At 61.4% G+C, this 22,051-nt stretch carries 23 protein-coding genes; 8 read left to right on the top strand and 15 right to left on the bottom strand.

Features of this window, described 5'->3' with window-relative positions; translation table 11 throughout:
- Window positions 1–121: 121 nt before the first annotated feature.
- Window positions 122–1,750 (bottom strand): CTP synthase, encoded by a 1,629-nt coding sequence (locus J2Z75_RS00485; RefSeq protein WP_209846149.1) that lies wholly within the window; start codon window positions 1,748–1,750, stop codon window positions 122–124.
- Between J2Z75_RS00485 and J2Z75_RS00480 the strand changes: the two genes are divergently transcribed.
- Window positions 1,749–1,901, top strand: a complete 153-nt coding sequence (locus tag J2Z75_RS00480) for a hypothetical protein (protein WP_209848864.1) — start codon at window positions 1,749–1,751, stop codon at window positions 1,899–1,901. The genes J2Z75_RS00485 and J2Z75_RS00480 overlap by 2 nt on opposite strands.
- 2 nt (window positions 1,902–1,903) lie before the next feature.
- Here the strand turns inward: J2Z75_RS00480 and secG are convergent, their stop codons facing one another.
- Together secG and tpiA are read right to left on the bottom strand one after the other, a co-directional pair.
- On the bottom strand, window positions 1,904–2,383 hold the full coding sequence (gene secG, locus J2Z75_RS00475; RefSeq protein WP_209846145.1) for a preprotein translocase subunit SecG: 480 nt from the start codon (window positions 2,381–2,383) through the stop codon (window positions 1,904–1,906).
- Window positions 2,384–2,590: 207 nt separating this feature from the next.
- Entirely contained in the window at window positions 2,591–3,361 is a 771-nt protein-coding gene (gene tpiA / locus J2Z75_RS00470; protein ID WP_209846142.1) for a triose-phosphate isomerase, read from the bottom strand.
- A 169-nt stretch (window positions 3,362–3,530) separates the two neighbouring features.
- Between tpiA and J2Z75_RS00465 the strand changes: the two genes are divergently transcribed.
- Both J2Z75_RS00465 and J2Z75_RS00460 read left to right on the top strand, forming a co-directional pair.
- Window positions 3,531–4,097 (top strand): cytochrome b, encoded by a 567-nt coding sequence (locus J2Z75_RS00465; RefSeq protein WP_209846139.1) that lies wholly within the window; start codon window positions 3,531–3,533, stop codon window positions 4,095–4,097.
- A 63-nt stretch (window positions 4,098–4,160) separates the two neighbouring features.
- The gene (locus J2Z75_RS00460) at window positions 4,161–4,754 is read left to right on the top strand and encodes a YceI family protein (RefSeq protein WP_209846136.1); all 594 of its coding nucleotides are present in this window, start codon (window positions 4,161–4,163) and stop codon (window positions 4,752–4,754) included.
- A 71-nt stretch (window positions 4,755–4,825) separates the two neighbouring features.
- On the opposite strand, the gene J2Z75_RS00455 is transcribed toward J2Z75_RS00460, so the two are convergent.
- The 6 genes from J2Z75_RS00455 to J2Z75_RS00430 all read right to left on the bottom strand — a co-directional run bounded on the left by J2Z75_RS00455 (window position 4,826) and on the right by J2Z75_RS00430 (window position 11,624).
- Window positions 4,826–6,292 (bottom strand): aspartate aminotransferase family protein, encoded by a 1,467-nt coding sequence (locus tag J2Z75_RS00455; RefSeq protein ID WP_209846134.1) that lies wholly within the window; start codon window positions 6,290–6,292, stop codon window positions 4,826–4,828.
- A 17-nt stretch (window positions 6,293–6,309) separates the two neighbouring features.
- Entirely contained in the window at window positions 6,310–7,320 is a 1,011-nt protein-coding gene (locus J2Z75_RS00450) for an NAD-dependent epimerase/dehydratase family protein (RefSeq protein WP_209846131.1), read from the bottom strand.
- Entirely contained in the window at window positions 7,317–7,757 is a 441-nt protein-coding gene (locus tag J2Z75_RS00445) for an EamA family transporter (protein ID WP_209846128.1), read from the bottom strand. Before J2Z75_RS00445 ends, J2Z75_RS00450 begins: the two co-directional genes overlap by 4 nt.
- Window positions 7,758–7,851: 94 nt before the next feature.
- A complete protein-coding gene (locus J2Z75_RS00440; RefSeq protein WP_209846125.1) occupies window positions 7,852–9,174 on the bottom strand; it encodes an FAD-binding oxidoreductase in 1,323 nt (440 codons plus the stop codon).
- Window positions 9,171–10,613, bottom strand: coding sequence for a UbiA family prenyltransferase (locus J2Z75_RS00435; RefSeq protein WP_209846122.1), 1,443 nt, complete (start codon window positions 10,611–10,613; stop codon window positions 9,171–9,173). Before J2Z75_RS00435 ends, J2Z75_RS00440 begins: the two co-directional genes overlap by 4 nt.
- 126 nt (window positions 10,614–10,739) lie before the next feature.
- Window positions 10,740–11,624, bottom strand: a complete 885-nt coding sequence (locus tag J2Z75_RS00430) for an alpha/beta fold hydrolase (RefSeq protein WP_209846119.1) — start codon at window positions 11,622–11,624, stop codon at window positions 10,740–10,742.
- 243 nt (window positions 11,625–11,867) lie between these two features.
- Between J2Z75_RS00430 and parE the strand changes: the two genes are divergently transcribed.
- Window positions 11,868–13,943 (top strand): DNA topoisomerase IV subunit B, encoded by a 2,076-nt coding sequence (gene parE / locus J2Z75_RS00425; RefSeq protein ID WP_209846116.1) that lies wholly within the window; start codon window positions 11,868–11,870, stop codon window positions 13,941–13,943.
- Window positions 13,944–14,045: 102 nt separating this feature from the next.
- Here the strand turns inward: parE and J2Z75_RS00420 are convergent, their stop codons facing one another.
- Window positions 14,046–14,552, bottom strand: coding sequence for a GNAT family N-acetyltransferase (locus J2Z75_RS00420; RefSeq protein WP_209846113.1), 507 nt, complete (start codon window positions 14,550–14,552; stop codon window positions 14,046–14,048).
- 205 nt (window positions 14,553–14,757) lie between these two features.
- On the opposite strand from J2Z75_RS00420, the gene J2Z75_RS00415 reads away from it, so the two are divergent.
- Window positions 14,758–15,204 carry a hypothetical protein gene (locus tag J2Z75_RS00415; protein WP_209846110.1) on the top strand — a complete coding sequence of 149 codons (447 nt, stop codon included), beginning with the start codon at window positions 14,758–14,760 and terminating at the stop codon, window positions 15,202–15,204.
- 4 nt (window positions 15,205–15,208) lie between these two features.
- Here J2Z75_RS00415 and J2Z75_RS00410 read toward each other — a convergent pair whose 3' ends face one another.
- Entirely contained in the window at window positions 15,209–16,231 is a 1,023-nt protein-coding gene (locus tag J2Z75_RS00410) for an SDR family oxidoreductase (protein WP_209846100.1), read from the bottom strand.
- A 108-nt stretch (window positions 16,232–16,339) separates the two neighbouring features.
- Between J2Z75_RS00410 and J2Z75_RS00405 the strand changes: the two genes are divergently transcribed.
- The gene (locus J2Z75_RS00405) at window positions 16,340–16,891 is read left to right on the top strand and encodes a TetR/AcrR family transcriptional regulator (protein WP_209846098.1); all 552 of its coding nucleotides are present in this window, start codon (window positions 16,340–16,342) and stop codon (window positions 16,889–16,891) included.
- 3 nt (window positions 16,892–16,894) lie between these two features.
- Here J2Z75_RS00405 and J2Z75_RS00400 read toward each other — a convergent pair whose 3' ends face one another.
- Entirely contained in the window at window positions 16,895–18,034 is a 1,140-nt protein-coding gene (locus tag J2Z75_RS00400; RefSeq protein WP_209846095.1) for a DUF2336 domain-containing protein, read from the bottom strand.
- Window positions 18,035–18,112: 78 nt separating this feature from the next.
- Here J2Z75_RS00400 and J2Z75_RS00395 point away from each other — a divergent pair, with 78 nt between their 5' ends.
- Window positions 18,113–18,835, top strand: coding sequence for an aldolase (locus J2Z75_RS00395; RefSeq protein ID WP_209846092.1), 723 nt, complete (start codon window positions 18,113–18,115; stop codon window positions 18,833–18,835).
- 10 nt (window positions 18,836–18,845) lie between these two features.
- Here the strand turns inward: J2Z75_RS00395 and J2Z75_RS00390 are convergent, their stop codons facing one another.
- Window positions 18,846–19,448 (bottom strand): flavin reductase family protein, encoded by a 603-nt coding sequence (locus J2Z75_RS00390; protein WP_209846090.1) that lies wholly within the window; start codon window positions 19,446–19,448, stop codon window positions 18,846–18,848.
- Entirely contained in the window at window positions 19,448–20,032 is a 585-nt protein-coding gene (locus tag J2Z75_RS00385; protein WP_209846087.1) for a nitroreductase family protein, read from the bottom strand. The genes J2Z75_RS00390 and J2Z75_RS00385 overlap by 1 nt, the downstream gene beginning before the upstream one ends.
- 125 nt (window positions 20,033–20,157) lie before the next feature.
- Between J2Z75_RS00385 and J2Z75_RS00380 the strand changes: the two genes are divergently transcribed.
- Window positions 20,158–21,165 carry a hypothetical protein gene (locus J2Z75_RS00380; RefSeq protein WP_209846084.1) on the top strand — a complete coding sequence of 336 codons (1,008 nt, stop codon included), beginning with the start codon at window positions 20,158–20,160 and terminating at the stop codon, window positions 21,163–21,165.
- 6 nt (window positions 21,166–21,171) lie between these two features.
- Here the strand turns inward: J2Z75_RS00380 and J2Z75_RS00375 are convergent, their stop codons facing one another.
- A complete protein-coding gene (locus tag J2Z75_RS00375) occupies window positions 21,172–22,014 on the bottom strand; it encodes a lysophospholipid acyltransferase family protein (RefSeq protein WP_209846081.1) in 843 nt (280 codons plus the stop codon).
- Window positions 22,015–22,051: the final 37 nt, after the last annotated feature.

Raw genomic sequence — 22,051 nt, 5'->3', positions numbered from 1 at the left:
CGCGGGACGTTTCCATCATAAAAAACGCCCGCAAAAGTCTAACTTCCGCGGGCGTTTTTGCGATTATCAATGTTCGACAGTCAAGGCGGGGCCGGATGTTGTCGTCGCCCTTGCGTCTTTCTCAGACCAGCCGGCTCTGCTCGACCGCCGCTTCGATGAAGCTGGCAAACAGCGGATGCGGATCGAGCGGGCGGCTTTTCAGTTCGGGGTGGTACTGGACGCCGATGAACCACGGGTGATCCGGGTATTCGACCGTTTCCGGCAGAACGCCGTCCGGCGACATGCCGGAGAAATCCAGCCCGCAGGCTTCCAGGCGGTCCTTGTAGTCGACATTCACCTCGTAGCGATGGCGATGGCGTTCGGAAATATCGGTCGAGCCGTAGATGTCGGCGATCTTGGTGCCCTTCTTCAGGCTTGCCTTGTAGGCGCCGAGACGCATGGTGCCGCCGAGGTCGCCGGAGGCTGCGCGCTTTTCCAGCGCATTGCCCTTGACCCATTCGGTCATCAGGCCGACGACCGGTTCCTCGGTCCTGCCGAATTCGGTGGACGAGGCCTTCTCGATACCGGCGAGATTGCGAGCCGCTTCGACGACCGCCATCTGCATGCCGAAGCAGATGCCGAAATAAGGCACCTTGCGCTCACGGGCAAAACGGACCGCCTGAATCTTGCCTTCCGATCCGCGCTCACCGAAACCGCCGGGCACGAGAATGCCATGGACCTTCTCAAGATAGGGCGCCGGATCTTCCTGTTCGAAGACTTCCGATTCGATCCACTCGAGCTTGACCTTGATGCGGTTGGCGATGCCGCCGTGATACAGCGCCTCGATCAGCGACTTGTAGGCATCCTTGAGGCCAGTGTACTTGCCGACGATGGCGATGGTCACCTCGCCTTCCGGCGTGCGGATACGATTGGCGACCTCCAGCCAGTTCTCGATGCGCGGCGCCGGGGCCGGCTCGATGCCGAAGGCGGCCAGGACCTCGTTGTCGAGGCCTTCCTTGTGGTAGGCGATCGGCACGTCGTAGATCGACGCGACATCGAGCGCCTGGATGACGGCCGACGGGCGGACATTGCAGAACAGCGACAGCTTGCGGCGTTCGGCTTCCGGGATCTCGCGATCGGCGCGCACCAGAAGAATATCGGGGTGAATGCCGAGCGCCTGCAACTCCTTGACGGAATGCTGGGTCGGCTTGGTCTTCAGCTCGCCGGCCGCGGCGATATAGGGCATCAGCGTCAGGTGGACGTAAATGGCGGTGCCGCGCGGCAGATCGTTCTTCAGCTGGCGGATCGCCTCCATGAACGGCATGGCCTCGATATCGCCGACGGTGCCGCCGATCTCGCAGATGACGAAGTCGTAGTCGTCATTGCCTTCGGTGACGAAATTCTTGATCTCGTTGGTGACGTGCGGAATGACCTGGACGGTGGCGCCGAGGTAATCGCCGCGGCGCTCCTTGTCGATGATGTTCTTGTAGATGCGGCCGGTGGTGATGTTGTCGGTCTTGGTCGCCGAGCGGCCGGTAAAGCGCTCGTAGTGACCGAGATCGAGATCCGTCTCCGCGCCGTCGTCGGTCACGAACACTTCGCCGTGCTGGGTCGGGCTCATGGTGCCCGGATCGACGTTGAGATAGGGGTCGAGTTTGCGAAGCCGCACCCGGTAGCCCCGGGCCTGCAGCAATGCTCCGAGAGCAGCTGCGGCGATCCCTTTTCCAAGGGAAGAAACCACGCCGCCAGTGATGAATACATATCGCGCCATGGGCTTCACCGGATACCGTTTCAAAAATGATTCCGCCACCGAAAAATTCATCTTCCAGAATTTTTCCGTTCAAAAGTTCGGGCAGCCGGAATTCAAACAAAAGAAAACCGGCGGAAGACTGGCTTCCGCCGGCGATTATATCTGCGCGTGACCTTACTGGCCGCTTGGAACGTCCGAGCCCGATGTCGCGGGCTTGGTCTCGGTCGTGGCCGGCGTCTGCGTTGCAGGCGTCTCGGTTGCCGGGGTCTGGGTCGTCGTCGTTGCAGGGGTCTGCGTGTTGGTGCCGGACTGTGTCGGCGTCTGGGCAGGCGTCTCACCAGCAGGCGGTGTCGTGCCGCCGCCGAGCGAATCGAGAATACCCTTGCCGTTGTTGGTCGTGCCGGGGATGCGGTCGAGAACGTCGGTCGCATTCGGCTGGTAGCGGGCAAGAATGCCCATGCCAAGCGCCAGAACGAAGAACAGGGCCGCAAGGATCGCCGTGGTGCGGGTCAGCGCATTGGCCGTTCCGCGGGCGGACATGAAGCCCGAGCCGCCGCCGATGCCGAGGCCGCCGCCTTCGGAACGCTGAATGAGCACGACGCCGATCAGCGCCAGCACAACCATGAGATAGATGACAAGCAATACGGTCTGCATTTTGTCCAGTCCTGCCTTAGACCACGCCCTGTCCGGCTTGGGAAAGCCAGGACCAGACACGCGATCGAGTGATCGTCCGGCATGGGAAACGCAACGACATTGCCAAGGCAAGTTTCAGCGTCCGCTCCACGCGGCAAAGATTAGTGTTGGCGGCTGCATATACCAAGCCACCGCGCATTAAAAGCCCCTACAGCGCCGCGCGTCGACTTAGGCCGTCAATTCTTCATACGCCCGGTAGATGGCGAGGAAGTCGTCGGCTTTCAAGCTCGCGCCGCCGATCAGCGCGCCGTCGACATTGGCAACACCCATCAATTCCTTCGCGTTGCCCGGCTTGACGGACCCGCCGTAGAGAATGCGCATCTTGCCGCCGACAGCGCCGAAGCGCTCAACCAGCTCCCTGCGCTGGAAGGCATGGGCTTCCTCGACATCGGCCGCTGTCGGCGTCAGGCCGGTGCCGATCGCCCAGACCGGCTCATAGGCGATGACGGTGTTTTCAGCGGTGGCGCTGTCGGGAATGGAGCCCGCCAGCTGGCGCTTCAGCACGTCCAGCGTCTGGCCCGCCTTGCGCTCGTCGCCGGTCTCGCCGATGCAGATGATGGCGATGAGATCGGCAGCAAAGGCGGCTTCGGCCTTGGCGCGCACCAGGGCGTCGGTCTCCTTGTGGTCGGTGCGGCGCTCGGAATGGCCGACGATGACGTGGGTGCCGAAGCAATCCGCGATCATTTCAGCCGAGACGTCGCCGGTATGGGCGCCGGAGACTTTCTCGTGGCAATCCTGCCCGCCGATCAGCAACGGGCTGTCGTCGCAGAGCGCCGTCGCCACATAAAGCAGCGTCGCCGGCGGGCAGATCAGCGTTTCGACCTTCTCTGAAAGACTTCCCTTGACGCCATCAGCCATCGCCTTGATCTGGTCGAGCGAAGCCCGCAGACCGTTCATTTTCCAGTTTCCAGCAACAAGCGGCCTGACTTCGGGCGTCATATCGTCTCCTCAAGGGTGTTGTCCTTTTCCCAGGCTAGGCCCTAGCAAATAAGCCGGACAAAGAAAAGCGCGTCCGGCAGCAGCCATCGCGAAAGCGTGAGGGACTAAATGCTTGTTCAAACGCGTCCAAGCGAGAATGATTTATTCCGAACCTACCGGGGAGACCTTCATGCTGCGCAACAGGCGGGACGCTTTTGGATGGGGCACGATCGCCCTGCATTGGAGCATTGCTCTTCTCATCATCGGACTGATCGTACTCGGCTATGTGATGACGCGGCCGGATATCGATCCGGCGCTGCAATTCGACCTCTTTCAATGGCACAAGTCGTTCGGCTTCACAGCGCTGGCCCTCTCCGCCATCCGGGTCATCTGGTGGCTGGCCAACGCACATCCGGCGCCGGTCGCCGGTCTCTCCGCGTTCGAGAAGCGCGCCAGCACCATCACCCACTGGCTGCTCGTCGGCCTGACCATCACTGTCCCGATGGCCGGATGGGCACTGGCCTCGACCTCGACGCTGGGCATCCCGACCTTCTTCTTCAACCGCATGGTCATTCCGCATCTGCCGATGGAAAAATCAGCCGGCGCCGAGGCGTTCTGGACAAATGCGCACGCAATCCTCGCTTACGGCCTGGCAGCTCTCGTCCTGCTGCATGCGGCCGCAGCCCTCTACCACCACTTCCTGCGACGGGACACGGTCCTGCTGCGCATGCTGCGAAACGAACGGCGCGAACGATAGGAATATTCCGGCGGCATTCTGCGTCACACGGCAACAGGACCCAAGCAACCGGAAAGAACGCCCATGCCCCTACGTTTCCCCTTCGTCTTCGCAGCCGCCGTGATGCTGGCCGGGTTTTCGCTCCAGCCGACCGCATCGCTGGCAAAGGCCCCCAGTCTCGACGATGCGGCGGGGCGCTATGACATCGACGGATCCTCGCAGATCAATTTCTCGGTCGGCCAGGTCGGCGGCGGCGGCATTTCCGGAAAGTTCGGCAGGTTTTCCGGCACCTTCCAGCTGGATGGCCAGGACATAAGCCGGTCCGTCGTCCAATTCGCGCTGTTCCCCGAAACGGTGCAGACAGGAGAACCCCGCATCGAGAACTTCCTGCGCTCCAGCGCCGTCTTCGATACGGAAAACCATCCGAAAATCACCTTCCGATCGACGAAAATCACCCAAACGGGCGACGACACGGCCGAGATCGAGGGCATTCTGACGGCAAAGGGTACGACCAGAACCGAACATTTCGAAGCGAAGCTGACAAAATGGAACCGGAGCGTCATCAGCTTCCACATCCAGGGCGGCATCTATCGCACCCGCTACGACATGTCGGTCGGCATACCGATCTACTCCAACATCGTGCAGTTCGACATGATCGTGAACGGACAAAAACACTAGCAGCCAAACACAGACGGGAATCAAAGAGGGCACGGCGTTTGCGACGCCGTGCCCTCTTTTTCAAATGACGATCAGCCGATCTGGCTGCCGACGAAATCCTTGACGATGCGGATGATGCCGCGACCGAGAAGATCGTCGAGCGCATCGACGAACTGGTCGACATGCTGGCGCTCGCAGATCAGCGGCGGCTCGAGCCGGATGACGTTGCGATTGTACTCGGTGAAGGCAACGAGCGTGTCATAGTCGCGCAGGAGAAGTGCGCCGATAAAGCCGGACAGCGATCCCTTCAGCTTGTCGTCGAGAACCGAGACGACGGGGCGCAGGACCATCGGCAGGGTCTGGCTGAAATCCTGGAATTCGAGGCCCACCATCAGGCCCTGGCCGCGAACATCCTTGATGATCTTCGGATATTTCGCCTTCAGCGCATTCAGGCGTTCCAGCAGATACTCGCCCTGCACGGCGGCGTTTTCGATCAGGTCCTCGTCATACATGATGTTGAGGCCTTCGATCGCAGTGATACAGGCCTCGCCGATGCCGCCGAAGGTCGCATGCGCGTGGATCATCGCCGTGTTCTTGGTGCCATAGGCCTTCATGTAGACATCGCGCCTGGCGATCATCGCCGCCATGGCCGACTTGCCGCCGCCGAGCGACTTGGCGAGCGCCGTGACATCCGGAACGACGCCGGCATGTTCGAAGGCGAAGAAGCGGCCGGACCGGCCCATGCCGCACTGGACCTCGTCGGCAACCCAGATGACGCCGTGCTTGTCGCAGAGCGCGCGGACCTCGCGCCAGAACTCCGGCGATGCCTGGACGATGCCGCCGCCGCCCTGGATGGTTTCGAGAACCAGCACGCCGATGGTCGGATCGCGCTCGAAGGCGTTGCGGATGGCATCGATATCGCCGAAGGGAACCTTGACGTTGTTGTCGAGCAGCTTGAACTCACCGCGATAGAGCGGGCCGTCGGTGATCGACAGGACGCCCTTGGTTTTGCCGTGGAAGGAATTCTCGGCATAGACGATGCGCGGACGCTTCGGACCGGCGGCGCGTTCGGCCACCTTCAGGGCAGCTTCCATGGCTTCAGAACCGGAGGAACCGAGGAACACCATGTCGAGATCGCCGGGGGCGATCGTCGCAAGGTTCTTGGCGAGCGCCGCCGCATATTGACTGAGGAAGGCGATGGCGATCTCGTGGCGGTTCTCGTCCTGGAATTTCTTGCGCGCCGACAGGATGCGGGGATGGTTATGGCCGAAGGCGAGCGAGCCGAAGCCGCCGAAGAAATCGAGGATCTTGCGGCCATTCTGGTCGATGTAATACATGCCCTCGGCGCTTTCGACCTTCACCTTGTTGAAGCCGAGCAGCTTCATGAAATGAAGCTGGCCCGGATTGAGGTGATCCTTGAACAGCGTCGTCATGTCGGCAAGGCTCATGGCCTTGGCCTGTTCGACGGTGATCAGGTCAGGCTTGGTGATGCCGCCGGCAAGAACGGGGGCATCAAGGGCGGGCGCGTCGATGGCGACGCGTTGCGTTTTGTCGAGCATTGTCGTTGTCCCCTGGTTCATTCGGCCGGTACGGCGGATGTGTTTGCGTAGGCCTTGCCGGCCTTCTTGGCGCGGTATTCGTCATAGGCGGCGATCAGCATGGCGCCGTCATTGTACTCAGCCTTCCAGCCGAGTTCGCTTTTCAGCTTGCCGGTTTCGCGGATGCACATCTCGTCGGCGATCAGGTACTGTTCCGGATCCATGATCGGCATGTTGATGAAGTCGAAGGCGGCCAGCGTCGCCTTGACCGCAAAGGCGGGCGTCGGCAGCAGGAACGACTTCGAGCCGGCATGGACGATCAGGTCGCCGAGCAGCTTCTTCACCGACGGCGGATTGTCGGAACCGAGATTGTAGGCCTCGTTCGGCACGCCGCCCTTCCAGGCAAGGCGGGCCGCCTCGGCGCAGTCGAACACCGAGATGAACTGGTACGGGTTCTTGCCCGAGCCGATCATCGGCACCGGCAGGTTGGCGTCGATCAGCTTGAACAGCTTTTCCAGAATGCCGAGGCGGCCGGGGCCGATGATCAGGCGCGGGCGGAAGATCGAGATGTTCATGCCCTGCTTGCGCCATTCGACGGCCAGCTGCTCTGTTGCCCATTTCGACTTGCCGTATTCGCCGAGCGGCTTTGCCGGATGCTCTTCGGTCTGCGGCGACATGATCGTGTGGCCGTAGATCATGTCGGTGGTGAACTGCACCAGCCGGTTGGCGCCGGAGCGTGCCGTCGCCTTCATGATGTTCTCGGCACCGTAGTAGTTGACCGGCCAGAAGAACTCCCAGCGCTTGGCGCGCACCTGCAACGGCGACAGCATCTTGGCCGCCATGTTGTAGACCATGTCGTCCGGGCCGATCTCGACCTTCATCACATCGTCCGGATTGGTCACGTCGCAGTGGACGAAACGGGCGCGGGCATAATGCGGCAGATCGGACTTGGCGATATCGGCGACGAGGACTTCTTCGCCATCCTGTACGAGGCGTTCGGCCAGATGACGGCCGACGAAACCGTCACCGCCGAAAATGATATGTTTCATGATGCGCTCCCGATTTTTGCTGTTTTTGCGCCCGCCGCTTCGAGCGACTGTTCATCGCTGTGGGAAGACATGCCGGACTGGGCGATGAGAATGGTTCCGACGCAGATGAAGCCGATGCCGGCGATGCGCCAGGCATTCAGATCCTCTTTGAAGACGAAATAGGCAAAGACGGCCACGGCCACATAGGCGAGGCTGAGGAATGGATAGGCAAAGGAGAGTTCCACCTTCGACAGGACGTAGAGATGCGAGACCATCGAAATGACGAAGGTCGCAAGTCCGGCGAAGACCCAGGGGTTGAAAACCACCTGAAAAATGCGGGCAATGAAAGTATCAGCCGTGAAGCTCAATGGTCCGAGCGACAGCATGCCCTGTTTCAGCATGACTTGTGCCGCCGCGTTGGTGAGCACGGTAAAGAGAATGAATAGGATATACTTCATGTCGATGTTCCCTGTTCCCACCCCAACCACTACACGCAAGAGCCGTATATTCCGTGAAATTCCCGTATTTATTTAAATCAAATTGTACCGAGTCTCATTTCGGCAAAGCCAAAGCGGTTCTCTTCCAGAAGTTCGACACCATGGCCGGATCGCGCAATTCTTCCAGCTTCCGCCACTGCGGGAACGAGGAATCAAAGGTTTGCGGGCTCATCCGGGCGTCCTTGTAGGCATTGATGGCGCCGCCGGCTTCGATGACCATCGCATCGAGCACATTCAGGAGCTTAAGGGTCTGTTCACCCTGATTGGCGAAATCCAGCGTCAGCGTGAAGCCCGGTCGCGGGAAGGATAAAAGCCCGCCGGATGCCTGCTCGCCGAACTTCTTCAGCACGGTGAGAAAGGAAGCGTGGCCTGCCTTGCGGGCCGTCTCCAACAGGCGTGCCGTCAGTTCCCGCGCATTGTCCGCCGGGTAGACACTCTGGTGCTGGTAGAGCCCCCTGGGGCCGTACAGCCTGTTCCAGTGGCCGATCGCATCCAGCGGATGAAAATAGCCCGGCCACTTGACCGTCGTCACCGTCTCGCCGCGTTTTTCCTTGCGGAAGTAGAACTCGTTGAACGCCTTCAGCGTCACCGTGTTCAGCAGATCGAACGGCGGCGAGAATGGTACCGACAGCTTCATGGAGCGTGGCATGTCCGGAAATTCGCAGGACGCGTCCGCATGATCGCCGGCGAGAAGAACGCCCCTGCCCGCACGCTTGCCGGTCGCCAGCTGGTCGATCCATGCGACCGAATATTCATGCTCGCTGTCAACCGTTTCGACCATGCCGAAATAATCGTTCAGACTATCAAAACGGATGGCGTGCTGCTGGATATGGGCCGATGGAACCTTCATCAGTTGCAGGTCAACGGAGAGTATCAATCCCGTCAGCCCCATGCCGCCGATGGTGGCATAGAACAGGTCACGGTTTTCCGTTGCCGAGCAGGCCAGCAGCTCGCCGGTCGAACGCAGCAGCATCAGGCGGCGGACATGTTTGCCGAAGGTGCCGCGTGCGTGATGGTTCTTGCCGTGAACGTCGTTGGCGACCGCGCCGGCGACCGTGACCGCGGCGGTTCCCGGCGTGACCGGCAGGAAGAAACGGTGCGGGATCGCCTGTTCAAGGATAGAGCGAAGTGTCACGCCTGCGTCGCAGGAGACAATTCCGGTTCCGGGATCGAAGCCGAGGATGCGGGTGCGCATGCGGCTGTCGATCAGCCGGCCCTGGTCGTTGTGGCAGCTATCGCCATAGGAGCGGCCATTGCCGAAGGGCAGGAAGGCGCCGGGCGCCGCATTGTCCCGCAGGTTCTCATAGGCGTCCGGCGACACGGCCGGCCGGGCACGGCGGTCGATCCGGCCCCAGCTGTCGAATTCACCAGCGGTCATGGCGATCCCAGGGTACCGGCCAGCACCAGCGAGGCGCCGATCGCCATGGTCACCAGGCTGCGCCAGTCACGCATGATGAAGACCACCGGATCCTCATGCAGCATGCGGCGGCGGGCGAGCATCCAGATTCGGAGGAGCATATAGAGCACCAGCGGGCAGAGCGGCCACAACGCCCAGGGCAGCGTGTACATCTCCTGCATTTCCTTGCTGTGGATGTAGAGCGCCAGAACCAGCGCGGAGGCAAAGGCAGAGGATATGCCGGCCTGCCCGACCATCTCGAAATCGACGGCCATATAGCCGCGTCCGGGCACCTGATTGCCGTCGCGGCCGTCATACTCGTCCAGTTCGACGTAGCGCTTGACCAGCGCCAGGCTGAGGAAAAAGAACACCGAGAACGACAGGAGCCAGAAGGAAAGCTCGGTATCGGTCGCGGCGGAACCGGCGACGATACGGACCGTGTAGAGCCCCGCCAGCGTGAAGACGTCAACCAGCAGCTTGCGCTTGAGCACGAAGGTGTAGGCGGTGGTCACCACAGCGTAGAAGCCGAGGACGAGCGCGAAATCGGAGGGCAGCACCGCCGTCAGCGACAGGGATGCGACCAGCAGGCAGAGCGCCAGCATCAGCCCCATTGGAACGGACATCTGGCCGCTGGCCAATGGCCTGTTGCGTTTCGTCGGATGGCGCCGGTCGTTGGTGAGGTCCGACAGGTCATTGATGACGTAAACGGCCGAGGCAAGAAAACTGAAGGCGAAGAAGGCAAGGATCACGTTGATGACCGCATCCAGCTTCAGGATGTCGTGGTTGAGCACCATCGGCACGCCGATCAGCACGTTCTTTGCCCATTGATGCACCCGGATCGATTTCAGCGCAGCCAGACGGCTGGTCCTGCCGATATCGAGCCGCTCGGCGTCATGGGCTCGGCGCCATTTTTCGGCTGCCGCATCCGGCGCCACGACGATCGCCTTGCGGGCCGCATCGAACACCGGCACGTCGTCACGGCTGTTGCCCATGTAGTCGAAACCGCCCTCACCGAACTGCCCGATCAGCTTTTCACGCTTACGGCGGCTGGTAAGGTTGATCTCGATCGAACTGTGGAGAACGGAAGAGAAAATACCGGTATGGGCAGCAACCCCGAGCGCTACGCTTTCGGCGGCACCGGTGACAAGAATGATCTGACGGCCTGTTTCGCGCTCGCGCTGCAGGCGCTTGAGCACGGCTTCGCGATAGGGCCAGTCGGCCGCCTGACGCCCGGAGCGCGCGGCCACCTCATGCTTCAGCCGCGCCTTGCCGCCGGCGGCCCAGTAAACCATCGCGAACAGCATCAACGGATTGCGCAGCAGAATGATCGCCACGCCCTCCCAGAGCGTGTCGGCGGCAAGCAATGTGCCGTCGAGATCGACACACAGCGGAATATGCCGCGTTTCTGTCCGAGCATCCATAAGATCAAACCCCGATAATACGTGCCCGGGACAGTCCCACAATCAGCTTTCGAAAAAGAAAACGACGGCCGCTTTACACTTCAAAATTGCCGTGTTGGTTAATGAAACCCGGATTTATTTGCGGCTTCAATCCACCCCGATCCAGTTCAGCGCATCCCGCCAGTCCGTCATGCGAACCGGCGTTCCGTGTGATCCGGTCTGGAACAGGACGAAGCGGCTTGGATAGTTCGCCGCCTTCAGAGAACGATAAAGCCCGACCTGGTCGGCAGCGGCATAGACGCTGTCGGCACTGCCATGGCTGAAGAACATCGGCAGTTTGCTTTTGTAGGCGGCACTCCGGCTGAAAGCAGGATCCGTCGGGCCGCCCATGATCATCATGCCCTTGAGCGCTGCGACGGCCGGCGGATTGCGGGTCATGCCCCAGCAGATGAAGCTGCCCATCGAGGCACAGGCAAGGATGATCGGCTTGCCCGGCGATCGTTGCTGCGCATAGGCGATCAGCCCGGCAATATCGGCCACGCCGGCATCGTCGAAGGAACGCACGCTCGGGGCGTAGTAGACGCCACCGTTTTCCACCGCGAGGTTCTTCAGCCGGTTGAAATTGCCGCCGAAGGACCAGTCGTTGGCACCGAGGCGCCGGTCGCCTCCCCGGCCATGGATGAAGATCACCGAGAAAGCCGCGCCACGCTCCGCGCCGACGCGGGTGACATCGAGCGGCCGGCCTGCGGCGTCTATCGTCTCGTTGGCCTGCTCGCTCTTGATCCCGAGCGATACATAGGCGCGCTTTGCCCGGCGCTCCGGGACCTGATCACGGCCGTTGATGTCGCGCATTTCCTGATAATCGACGACGCGATAATCGCCGCCATCGGCGGTCTCAAGCACGGTGCCATAGGAAAACAACGCATCCTTGAACGGCTTCAACGGCGCGGCCTGCGCCGGTAAAACCAGAGCGGTCACCACGGCAAGCGGCAAAAGGCGGCGAAAGATCAAATGAGCTGTGGACATGTGCATCCGGAATGTTCCTCTTTTGGTCCAAGCCTTGCCATCGGACCTTCCGCAACGCAACAGTTGCGGCTATTGAAGGCGCGATCGGCGTATTTGCGGGTGTTCGACTGGGCCACATGGCGAGTTTGGTCGCTCTGGCGCCAAGAGTCTGGCAGAATTCCGGCGATTCGCGCAGACATTCATGACGGTTTTGTCCGCACCGCGGGCCGGGCCGGCAGTCGCCACCACGGAAAGACATCAAAACAGACTATGACCGACAGCAACGATCTCTTTTCAGCATTGCCCCTGGTACCCAAGCCTGCGGCGGATCCCGTCGCGCCGAAGCCGGTCGCCACGCCTGTCGCGGCTCCGGTGGCGGAACAGCGCAGCGGTGCGTCAACGACGCTGAAGGCCGACACGGGCGACTATAATGCGTCCACCATCGAGGTGCTCGAGGGACTGGAGCCGGTGCGCCGGCGCCCCGGCATGTATATCGGCGGTACCGACGAGAAGGCGCTGCACCACCTGTTTGCCGAAGTCATCGACAACTCGATGGACGAGGCGGTCGCGGGACATGCGAATTTCATCGACGTTCATCTCGACGCAGAAGGCTGCCTCTCCGTCACCGACAACGGCCGCGGCATCCCGGTCGAGAACCATCCTAAATTTCCGGGCAAATCGACGCTCGAAGTGATCATGACCATCCTGCATGCGGGCGGCAAGTTCGACAGCAAGGTCTATGAAACCTCCGGCGGTCTGCACGGCGTCGGCGTTTCCGTCGTCAACGCGCTTTCGGACATTCTTGAAGTCGAGGTTGCGCGCAACCGCAAGCTCTATCGCCAGCGCTTTTCGCGCGGCATTCCGCAGGGCGGGCTGGAGGAACTGGGCGACGTCCAGAACCGCCGCGGCACCAAGGTCAAATTCCATCCGGACCCGGAGATTTTCGGCTCGCATGCGAAATTCGAGCCGGCCCGGCTGTTTCGCATGGCGCGTTCGAAGGCCTATCTGTTCGGCGGCGTCGAAATCCGCTGGTCCTGCGATCCCACGCTGATCGAAGGCACCGACACGCCGGACAAGGCCGTGTTCCATTTCCCCGGCGGCCTGAAGGACTATCTGCAGGCGACGATGGGCAAGGAATTCACCGTTACCCGCGAAATCTTTGCCGGCAAGACGGAGAAGACCGGCGGCCACGGCGCGATGGAATGGGCGGTCACCTGGTACGGTGGCGACAGCGTCGTGCACTCCTATTGCAACACCATCCCGACGCCCGAAGGCGGCACGCATGAGGCGGGCTTCCGCATCGCGTTGACCAAGGGCCTCAAGGCCTATGCCGAACTGACACAGAACAAGCGGGCGGCGATCGTCACCACCGAGGACGTCATGATCTCGGCGGCCGGCATGCTGTCGGTGTTCATCCGCGAGCCGGAATTCGTCGGCCAGACCAAGGACAAGCTGGCAACGGTCGAAGCACAACGCATCGTCGAGAACGCCTTGCGCGATCCGTTCGACCATTTCCTTGCCGACAACCCGCAGGAAGCGGCAAAGCTGCTCGAATGGGTGATCGAGCGCGCCGACGAGCGCGTTCGACGCCGCAAGGAAAAGGAAGTCAGCCGCAAGACCGCCGTGCGCAAGCTGCGCCTGCCGGGCAAGCTCGCCGACTGCTCGCAGAACTCTGCCGAGGGCGCCGAACTCTTCATCGTCGAAGGCGATTCGGCCGGCGGTTCCGCCAAGCAGGCGCGCAACCGTTCCAACCAGGCGATCCTGCCGCTGCGCGGCAAGATCCTCAACGTTGCCAGCGCCGGCCGCGAAAAGCTCGGGGCCAACCAGCAGATCGGCGATCTCGTGCAGGCGCTCGGCTGCGGCACGCGCAGCAAGTACCGCGAGGAAGACCTGCGTTACGAGCGCGTCATCGTCATGACCGATGCCGACGTCGACGGCGCCCATATCGCCTCGCTGCTGATCACCTTCTTCTACCAGGAAATGCCGGAGCTCGTGCGCGGCGGTCACCTCTATCTGGCCGTACCGCCGCTCTACCGCATCACCCAAGGCGCAAAGACGCTCTACGCGCGCGACGACGCCCATCGGGTGGAACTGATGGAAACGGAATTCAACGGCCGCGGCAAGGTCGAGATCGGCCGCTTCAAGGGCCTTGGCGAGATGATGCCGGCGCAGCTGAAGGAAACCACGATGGATCCGGCCAAGCGCACGCTGCTCAAGGTCGCCATCGACGAGATCGACTTTGAAGGCACGCGCGAAGCCGTGGACAATCTGATGGGCACCAAGGCCGACGCCCGCTTCCGCTTCATCCAGGAACGCGCGGTGTTCGCGGAAAACCTGGACATCTAGCCGCTCCGTTCGCAGTTTGATTCAACACGTTGTTGAATTGATTCAGGTTTCCGCTCCAACGCATGGAGCGGAAACGATTTTCTGCTGTTGGCCGCAACTGCTTCAGCCGATCTTCTTTTCCATGAACAGGCTCAGCGGGTCCGGCTGATAGGAGCCGAACGGCCCGATCTCGACATAGCCCGCGGTCCTGTAGAGACCGATGGCCTCGGGCTGATAAATGCCGGTTTCCAGCCGGATCGCGGACAGCCCGGTGTCACGGCCATGGCTCTCGACGCCTTCCAGCAATTTGCGGCCGATCTTCAGACCCCGTGCCTGCGGATCGACGAACATCCGCTTGATCTCGGCAGTACCATCGCCCGCATCCACCAGTGCGCAGCAGCCGACGATCTGGCCTTCATGGCGCGCGACGAAGAAAGCGACGGACGGCTTTTCAAGTGTCGAGACATCGACGAGATGATTGCTTTCAGCCGGATAGAGCGACTGCGCATAAGCGTCGGATTGTTCGAGCAGACGCAGGACACCCGGCTGGCGCGGCGGTTCTTTCTCAATGACGACTGACACTTGACGCTCTTCCTTCGCAGATCGATTCCGGCGGTTTGCAGCCGACATTAGAAGCAGTCTATCTCAAACGACAGACGGCAATTGTTGCGGAGCCGGCAATCACAGGTTTCTTCGAAAAACGGGTGGAAACAATTTGTTTCAAACCCGTTGCCGCTTCGCCTTACTTTCGGAGCAAACAGACCGTTAGTTCGGCAAGCTCTATAACCGAGCCCCTCGCGGCCGATTTCGAAATCCGACTGGAGAAACATTAGCGATGGTTCCTGCCCTGATCGTCATGACAATTCTCGGCTGCGACGACAGCGTCACCCAGTGCCACTACGTCTCAACGGTGAGCGGCACCTGGCAGTCGATTGCCACATGCGACGCGGAATCGCAGAAGCAGCTGCCGAAATTCTCCAACAGCAACTACCCGGTGATCGTCGCGGTCTGCGAGAAATCCGGCGAGCAGATGGCGAACGCAAAGGACCCGGCGCCGATGTCGACGGCCGAGCCTGCGCTCGATGAGACACATCCGGTCACCCCGGATCCGGTCCCGACGCCGCCTACCGCCGAACAGCAAAAACCGAGCCTGCCGCGCAGGACATTGGCGATGATCACCGGCGCCCTGCCCGACAAATCGGCACTGCGCAACGCCGTGACCAAGCCTGTTCACTACATTGAAGATGGCTACTCCTGGGTGGCGCGGAAATTCACCAAATAATCAGTCACGCCAGCCCGGCGGCGATCAGGCTTTCGGCGCTGGCACGGATCGCGTCCTCCTCGGAACGCGGCTTCCAGCCCAGCACGCGCCGCGCCTTTTCGTTCGACACGCGCGCATCGCGGCCAAGCTCGCCGACGATCAGCTTCAGGCCGGGATCGAAGCGCGAGGCAAGTCCAGCCAGCCAGTTGGGCAGCACGAACTTCGGCATTTTTCGCGCATAGGCAGGGAAATCGCGCCTCAGAACACCGGCGATATCCTTGACCGACAGGGCCGCTCCGCCCGCGATGAAACGCTGGCCGGCAGCTTCGGGCACCGTCATGGCGAGAACATGCGCCTCGGCGACATCGCGCACATCGACCACCGGCACGCTGAAATCCGGCATGGCGGGATAGCGGCCCTTCATCAGGCTTTGCACGACCCCCACAGAGGTCCCCGTATCCGCGCCGAGGATGGGGCCGAGAATCATGCCCGGGTTGATCACGGCCAGCTCCAGTCCGTTTTCCTGCGCAAAGCTCCACGCGGCGCGCTCGGCCAGCGTCTTCGACTTGTAGTAGGGTGTGGCAAGCGGCCCGTTGATGTCGGTCCAGTCGGCTTCCGTAAAGGGTGCCTTGCCCGGTCCATAGCTGATAGCGGCAATCGAGGACGTCAAAACCACGCGGCGGACGCCGGCGTTTTTCGCGGCCCGCAGCACCCGCAACGTTCCCTCGCGCGCCGGCAGGATCAGCTCGTTTTCATCGCTGGGAACGCGGGACGGAAATGGAGAAGCCGTGTGCATCACATCGGTCACACCTGAGAATGCTGCATCCCATCCCTCGTCCGACAGAAGATCCGCAACAACGAAGGAAAGTTTTCCGCCGATGACACCTTCCGCCGACCGGATGGCCGCCTCGATGGACTTTGCCTTTTTCAGCGATCGCAGGGTTCCGCGAACCTCGTATCCAGCGCGCAGCAATTGTGCTGCGACATGGCGGCCAAGAAAACCGCCTATTCCAGTCACGGCGATCAGCCTATCTGCATCCTTGTTCATCATCTACCTCTTCTTTGTCATTCTGACATTTTCAGTCTATCTTGTCTATTTGACATTTTTAGTCCAAAGTGTCAATTCAGCGGAATGGACGAAAAGAAGCAGCACATCATGACGGCCGCAGCGGAGGTTTTTACCCGCTACGGCTTCAAGAAGGCATCCATGCAGGACATTGCCGATGCTGCCGTCATGTCGCGCGCAGCACTTTACCTGCATTTCAGAAACAAGGACGATCTCTTCCGATCGCTGATGGACTGGCATCATGGCGAGGCGTTGAAAGCGGCGGAAGCAGCTTTTTCGTCCGATCGCCCCTTCATCTTCCGGATGGAAAACGCGCTGACGAATTTCACCATGGTGATGATGGCGCCGGCCAAGGCAAGCCCGTACGGACTGGAACTGTTCGAGGCGAACATGATGCTGGCAGGCGACATCAATACGGCAACCTCGCTTCGGTTGCGCGCACTCATACAGAGCGCGGTGACAACGGCGACTTCTCAAGGCGAGATTTCGCTCTCGGCAACCGGCCTTTCAGCGGAAATGCTGACCGACCTGCTTTATGTCTGCCTGGACGGGATCAAGAAAGCGCCGAACGGACTTGAGAAACTGGACCAGCGGCTGGCGGCCCTGATGCGCCTGCTCGACGCTTCGACGCGGCCAACCTGAAAATCAGGCGGCTTCCCTTGCGGCAAGCAGCGCATACTCGCGCGCCGTCTGCCTTTGCTCGGCGATCGACAATTTCTCGATAATATCGGCAAGACCGCCGGACGCATCCGAAGCCTGGCTTCTGCCGCGCAGTTTCGACAAAAGAGCGGCGGAGATCGTGGCTGTCACGCCCGGAGTGCCTGACCGGTTTTCCTTGCGCCAGATCAAAACGGCCTCGGCAAACAGCGCGCTGACGTCGCGGCCAAGACCCGCACCCTCGAACAGGGCGCGAATGGCATGGATGCGGCCATCGGAAAGGATCGAGCGGACCCGCTTTTCGGTCACGGCGGACAGGTTGACGATAGCGGCGGCGAAAAAGTCGACTTTGCCGGAGCACAGCGCGTGCAGCAGGAAGGCAGGCGTCAGACGGCCCGTCACGCGAAGATGCTCGACGAGATCCGGAATTTGATCGGCCTGCGCCGCCCCCGCCATGCCGACGGCGGCCCTGTCGCAGGCTTCGCGGGTGATCCGTTCCACGCGCCGTTCGCCGATCGCCGCTTGCACCAGACCGAAGCCGGAAAGGGCTGCGCCGACCTTCTCGACCAGCGTATGGCGTGCATCGGCGGGAAGATCGTCCCGGTTCAGCAAGCAGTTGCGGATCGACCAGAGATGGCCGAGCCGATCGCTGACGCGCTTCAATGTCCGGCAGGAAAATCTGGCCTGCTGGTTTTCGAGCAGGATCAGCACTTCTTCCTCGCCGCCGATTTCGGCGATGGCCGCGGCAACCGGCCGCGACATGGCCTGCCGGGCGGCGATGACCGCGCGGGTCTCCGGTGTGCCCCTGGCAGCCAGATCGACGAGATCCATATCATTGAGCACAGGCGAACGCGAAATGACCGCGTAGGCGATTTCGGGCTGGTCTTCGGCAAGCGACAGGATGATCGAACGTGGAATGCGCGAACAATCGGCGACCGCTTCGGCGAGTGCAAGCCGCACCTTCGGCGACGGGTCGTCGAGAAGAAAGGTCATCGCCATTTCAGCGGCATGGTGGTCGAGCGTGTTCATCTCCGCGGTTACATAGGCACGCCCCAACGCTTCCGCCGCGCGAACCCGATCGCCAGTTTTCGCGGTTTCGACCCAACGAAGAAATGCTTGAATGATCACCGACGCCTCACTACACACCAACCAGACACATCATGGTGTTCCGTACGTTAGCGATCAAAGGTTTAAGATTGGTTCACCATGTCCGTTAACCGCTTCGAAATCACGGCCTTGCTGATCTGCGCGACGCCGGATGTACGGGTCGCGGAGACTGTGAGCGGCCGTCGAGTGACCGTGATCATCGATATCCGTGAAAACCGGGCAACCGAAACGGCGGCGGCGGCCCGATCCGTCATCGATCGCCGCCGCGCGGCAACTGCGGCAGGCCCCACATTGCTGCGCATCGGAAGACCGGACGATGATTTCGGTCAGGATGCGATCGGACGGCTTGTCGCGCTTCGGCCGGATGGTTTCGTGCTCTCCGGCTGTGGCGGCTTGGCCGATGTCCAGAGGCTTGACGTCATGCTGCGCGTCGCCGAAGCCGAACAGGGGATCGAATCCGGGTCGACCGTCGTTCTCGCGGAGGTCGGACAGCGGCCGGAGTTCTTTCTGTCGGGGCAATCATTGAAGGGCGTGTCGGACCGGCTGAAGGCTATCGTCTTCGACGGCGCCGGCTTGATGCATGCAACGGCAAGCCAGGCCGTCAACACGCCGGCTGCAAGAGCCGGTGCGCCGCTTCTGCTGGCTCGCGCGGCGGCGATCATCAAGGCCAGACAGGCGGACCTTCCCTGCTACGATCTATTGCCGGAGAATCTTCCACAAGACGACGATCCGCAAACAGTGCGGGACATCGCCCTTGCCGATGGTTTTTCCGGTGTTATCGCGCGGAACGCTGCCCAGTTGGCGGCGCTCGCGTCAGGGTAAGACACCCGCCTCAGCGCTTCGGCCGAAACATCTCGAAAACATCGCCGGCGTCGCAGTAATCCATATATCCCATGCGTCCAATCGGCCGGACCTTGGCCATGTCGAAGCGTCCGTCGCGGATCGCTTCCTCGCGAATGTGGATGCCGACGACCTGGCCGATGACCACGTGGCTGTCGGAGATGGTGCCATCGAGCGCTTTTGGCCGGAACATCTCCGTCACCTTGCATTCCAGCGCCGCATAGGCTTCAGCCACGAAGGGCGCGCGGACGAATTGCCCTTCGACGGGCGTCAAGCCGGCAAGCGCGAATTCGCTCTCTCCGCGTGGAACCGAAGCCGAGGTAAGATTCATCGCGTCCTTGATGTCGAAGCCGACGAAATTGGCGGTGAACTCGCCGGTCTCCTCGATATTGCGGACAGAATCCTTGCGCCCGGACGAGGAAAACATCACCAGCTTCGGCGTATCGCTGATGGCGTTGAAAAAGGAGTACGGCGCGAGATTGAGGCTTCCGTCCGCAGCCCTTGAACCGATCCAGCCGATCGGCCGCGGCGAGACAATGGCCTTGAAGGGATCATGGGCAAGGCCATGGGCGTTTTCCGCGGTGGCATAGAACATCAGGTGTCCTCACCGACCCAGGTGACGATGTCGGCAAGCTCGGGTCGCGGACGCTCGGTCGGCGGAACCTGCGGCGTGCCGATATGGATGAAGCCCGCGATCCTCTCGCCGGGCTGGACGCCCAGCAGCGGATAGGCCCTTTCGTCAAAGGCATACCATTCGGTCAGCCAGTTCGAGGCGAAGCCATGGGCGTTTGCAGCCATCAGCAGATTGAGGCAAACGGCACCGGCGGACATGACCTGCTCCCATTCCGGCACCTTGAAATGCGGCGCTGCCTTGCTGACCACGGCGACGACGACGGGCGCGCGGGTCAGCCGGGTGTTTTCCACCTTGATCATCTCTTCCGACAGGTCCGGTCTGGCGGCAAGCGCCATCTTCGCCAGCTCGGCGCTAAGCCGCACCCGCTCCTCGCCGCGATAGACGATGAAGCGCCATGGGGCGAGCTTGCCGTGATCCGGCACGCGGGATGCAAGCTTCAGCATCTCCTCGATCTCAGCCGTTCCCGGGCCCGGGCCGCCCATCTGAAAGGCCGGTATAGACCGGCGGGTTGCCAGATAATCACGCAGACTGATTTCAGTTTTCATCGCCGTCCATTTCCACTAGTTTGCCACCGCACGTCGCCATCGCACTTCACCGCCACAGGGGCAGCCACGAAATCGCCATATCGGCGTTTCAAGTGGAGGCACACACTCAGGATGTCAACCATCTCATGCGCATCACAGCCGGTCCCTTTCGCGCAGCCATCACAGCGCTCGTTCTCGTAGCCACGGGCAGCTGCGGGCTGCACGCGCAGGAGCTTGCCGACCCCTTCAAGAGCTTCCCGGCGATATCCACCCCGCAGAAGAAGATGCCGAAGCTCAACAGCTTCAATCCGCAAATTCCGGATACCGCGACGCAAGGGCCGACGGCGAAGGATATTCAGCTGGAGGCGCACCTCACCGAAAAGGGCAAGCCTGTCGAACAGGGCCTCACCTGGCGCGTCTTCAGCCCCATTCCCGGCTCCGACGGCAAACTGCCGCTTCTGGCGACATCGGAAGGCGGATCGGCGGCATTCCAGCTCATTCCCGGCGAATATTTCGTCAATGTCGCCTTCGGGCGCGCCGGGGCGACGCGCAAGATCAGGGTGGCGGAAGCCGGGCCGGTCGAAAAACAGGTTCTTGTGCTTGATGCCGGCGGCGTCATGCTGAACGCCGTCTCAGGCAGCGACATGCGCATTCCGCCCGGCGAGCTCAGCTTTTCGATTTTTTCGGCGGATGCAAAGGAAGATGGCGAGCGCGCGTTGGTGGTCGCCGACGTCAAGCCGAACACGGTGATCCGGCTGAACACGGGGACCTACCATGTCGTCTCCAACTATGGCTCGGTCAACGCGGTGATTCGCGCCGATATCCAGGTGGAAGCCGGCAAGCTGACAGAGGCAACGATCCAGCACCGCGCCGCCAAACTGACGCTGAAGCTCGTGTCCGAACCCGGAGGCGAGGCAATCGCCGATACGGCCTGGTCGATCCTGACATCCTCCGGCGACGTCGTCAGCGAAAGTGTCGGCGCCTTTCCGACGCTGGTTCTTGCAGAAGGCGGCTATACGGCGATCGCCCGCAACAAGGAGAAGATTTACCAGCGTGATTTTACCGTGAAGGCCGGCGTCAACACCGATGTCGAGGTACTGCTCAACGACAAGGGTGCCCCGGCGGCATCCGGAGCTGCCGACGCGCAGGACTGAATGAGATCAGGAAACAGCCTTGCCGAGAAACCGGCGGCGGGGCGGCGCCATGGAAAACACAGCGTCATAGATCCGCGTCAGGATCTCCTTGCGATCCGGAATCACGCTGAGCTCCTCCCACGCAATCAGCTTGCCGATGCGCGACGAGATCGTCGTTCCTGAAAGCCTCCGAAACTCGCGGATCAAAAGCGAGATGCGCAGGGTCATCGACACCTTGCTTGCCAGATGAAACAGCCGGCCGTTCTGTCCTTCGAAATAGATCGGGATGACGCTCGCCTTGGCCGCCTGGATGAGCTTGGCCGGAAACATCTTCCACGGCAGATCCTCGGCCCTGCCGAAACCTTTCCTTGCCGTGGCCACGCCGCCGGCCGGAAAGACGATCAGCGTCACGCCTTCCTTGAGGAGACGCACGGCTTCATGGCGCGTCTGCATGTTGATTGCGAGCGCTTCCTTGGTTTCCTCGAACGAGATCGGCAGCGAATAGGGCGCCATTTCCGGCACCTTCAGAAGCTCGTTGTTGATCAGCACCCGGAACGGGCGGCCGAGCTGTTCGGCAAGCGACAGGACGGCAATGCCGTCGCCGATGCCGAAAGGGTGATTGGCAACGATCACGACAGGCGTATCCGGCAGATGGCGCGGCGGCCATTCGCCCTGGACGCGAACGCGCACGTCGATCAGATCGAGCATCTCGCCGAAAATCCGGTCGCTCTTGCCGACGATTTCATGGCGCCACTGGTTGTAGAGCCTGGCGTATCGATTGCGCCCGGCAAGCCCCTCCATGGAGCGGATGAACCAACGTTTCAGCCGTCGATCGTTCTCGTTGGCGTAGGACAGCTCTTTGAACTGCACGTTGTTCCCCGTTCCAATGAAAGGTGCGTCCGAAGGG

Origin of the sequence: Rhizobium herbae, assembly GCF_017873135.1 — a bacterium.
GTDB classification, from domain to species: Bacteria; Pseudomonadota; Alphaproteobacteria; order Rhizobiales; family Rhizobiaceae; genus Pararhizobium; species Pararhizobium herbae.
This window is presented reverse-complemented; position numbering and strand designations above follow the sequence as displayed.